The 1,782-nt window shown below is 39.5% G+C and carries 2 protein-coding genes and 1 pseudogene; 1 reads left to right on the forward strand and 2 read right to left on the reverse strand.

Going from position 1 to position 1,782, the window contains the following annotated elements:
* The coding region (gene rnd / locus H5202_RS21840) for a ribonuclease D (RefSeq protein ID WP_182773888.1) at positions 1-1,003 on the forward strand (1,003 nt) is incomplete at its 5' end.
* Between the two features lie 124 nt (positions 1,004-1,127).
* Here rnd and minE read toward each other — a convergent pair.
* Both minE and H5202_RS21850 read right to left on the reverse strand, forming a co-directional pair.
* Positions 1,128-1,388, reverse strand: a complete 261-nt coding sequence (gene minE, locus H5202_RS21845) for a cell division topological specificity factor MinE (RefSeq protein ID WP_182773889.1) — start codon at positions 1,386-1,388, stop codon at positions 1,128-1,130.
* 2 nt (positions 1,389-1,390) lie between these two features.
* A pseudogene (locus tag H5202_RS21850) lies at positions 1,391-1,782 on the reverse strand (septum site-determining protein MinD); the annotation flags it as partial.

Consider the following 1,782-nt stretch of genomic DNA (forward strand, 5'->3'; position numbering starts at 1 on the left):
ATACTATGCAAAATTGGGGCTTAACCAAGCTTACGATGGTAAAACTTTAGCCTTAATTGATCCCGTCGCTATTACCGACCTCAGCCCATTCTGGCAACTATTAACTAACCCTAAAATCGTTAAGTTAGTGCATTCTTGTAGCGAAGATCTTGAGGTATTTGCTCATTATGGTGAATGCCAACCAAGCCCACTATTTGATAGCCAAATAGCCGCAAGCTTTGCTGGCTTGGGTCATGGTTTAGGTTATGCCAAGCTCGTTGACGCATGCTTACAAGTTGAAATAGATAAAGGTGAATCGCGTACGGATTGGATGAACCGACCACTTTCTGATGCACAATTACAATATGCGGCTAACGATGTGTTCTATTTATACCAATTGTATCCTCAGCTGCAACAGAAGCTGGCTGCGGACAATCGTATTGAATGGTTATTTGAAGAAGGTCAGCGTATGACCGAAGGGCGTATGTCATTGCCTGAAGGCGATAGCGTTTACCTTAAAGTCAAAAATGCTTTTCAATTATCGAGTCAGCAATTAGCCTATTTAAAAGTATTGGCGAAATGGCGATTAGCCAAAGCGGTAAACCGTAATCTTGCGTTGGGTTTTGTGGTAAAAGATCATGCATTAATAGCATTAGCCAAAAAACAACCGACTACATTAGCGGAATTGAATAGTTTAAATGACTTAACGGATCAAGAGAAACGCATTCACGGTAAAGATTTATTAACCGTTATGGCGACGGCTGATTTAATTAATCTACCAGAAGAAGTTGATGTTGTTGCGCTTAAGTCTGGTTATAAATCAGCTTTTAAAGAAGTTAAAACAGTCTTAACTGAATTATGTGAGCGTGAAAACGTAGCATTAGAGTTTATTGGTTCTAAACGCCATATTCATGAATTTTTATTATGGTTGTATCACAATAAACAAACACCTACCCCGATACTCTTAGGGGGTTGGCGTGGACAGTTGATTGGTAATTTACTAGAGCCAGTGCGCTTTAGTTAGTTCGGCTTTAGTTAATTCAGCTTTAATTCATTCAACTATATCCACATAACAAAAAAGGATACTCGCATTATGCGAGTATCCTTTTTTGTTTTAAAACGAGTAGGGCAAGCTTGAGCTTAGCTGGTTACTTTGAATCAGGTAAGGTAATGTTTAGCTCTAACACCGATAAATTGTCATCGTTTTGATCAAGTTGCACAGAAACTTGGTCATCTGATATTTGCACATATTTACGGATCACTTCGATGATCTCTTGTTTCATTTTTGGAAAATAATCTGGTGCACCGCGCTCTCCACGCTGATGGGCCACAATAATTTGTAATCGTTCTTTTGCCAATGATGCGGTATTGGGCTTTTTACTGCTTCTAAAATAATCAAGTATCGACATAATTAGCTCCCAAATATCCTTTTAAGGAATCCCTTTTTTTCTTCTGTAATAAATCGAACAGGTACATCATCACCTAATAAGCGTGCAACCGTATCGCCGTATGCTAAACCTGCGTCACTTTCTTGGTCGATAATGACCGGTACACCAGAGTTTGATGCTTTCAGTACCGATTGAGACTCAGGGATTACACCGAGTAATTCAATAGCCAAGATTTCTTTAACATCCTCAACACTGAGCATTTCACCTGTTTTGACTCGTGCTGGAGAGTAACGAGTTAACAATAAATATTCTTTAATGGGTTCCAAAGACAATTCAGCACGACGTGAACGGCTCTGTAACATGCCTAATATACGATCAGAGTCGCGTACTGAGCTCACTTCTGGATTGGTAGTCA

Source organism: Shewanella sp. SG41-4 (genome assembly GCF_014164505.1).
Taxonomy (GTDB): domain Bacteria; phylum Pseudomonadota; class Gammaproteobacteria; order Enterobacterales; family Shewanellaceae; genus Shewanella.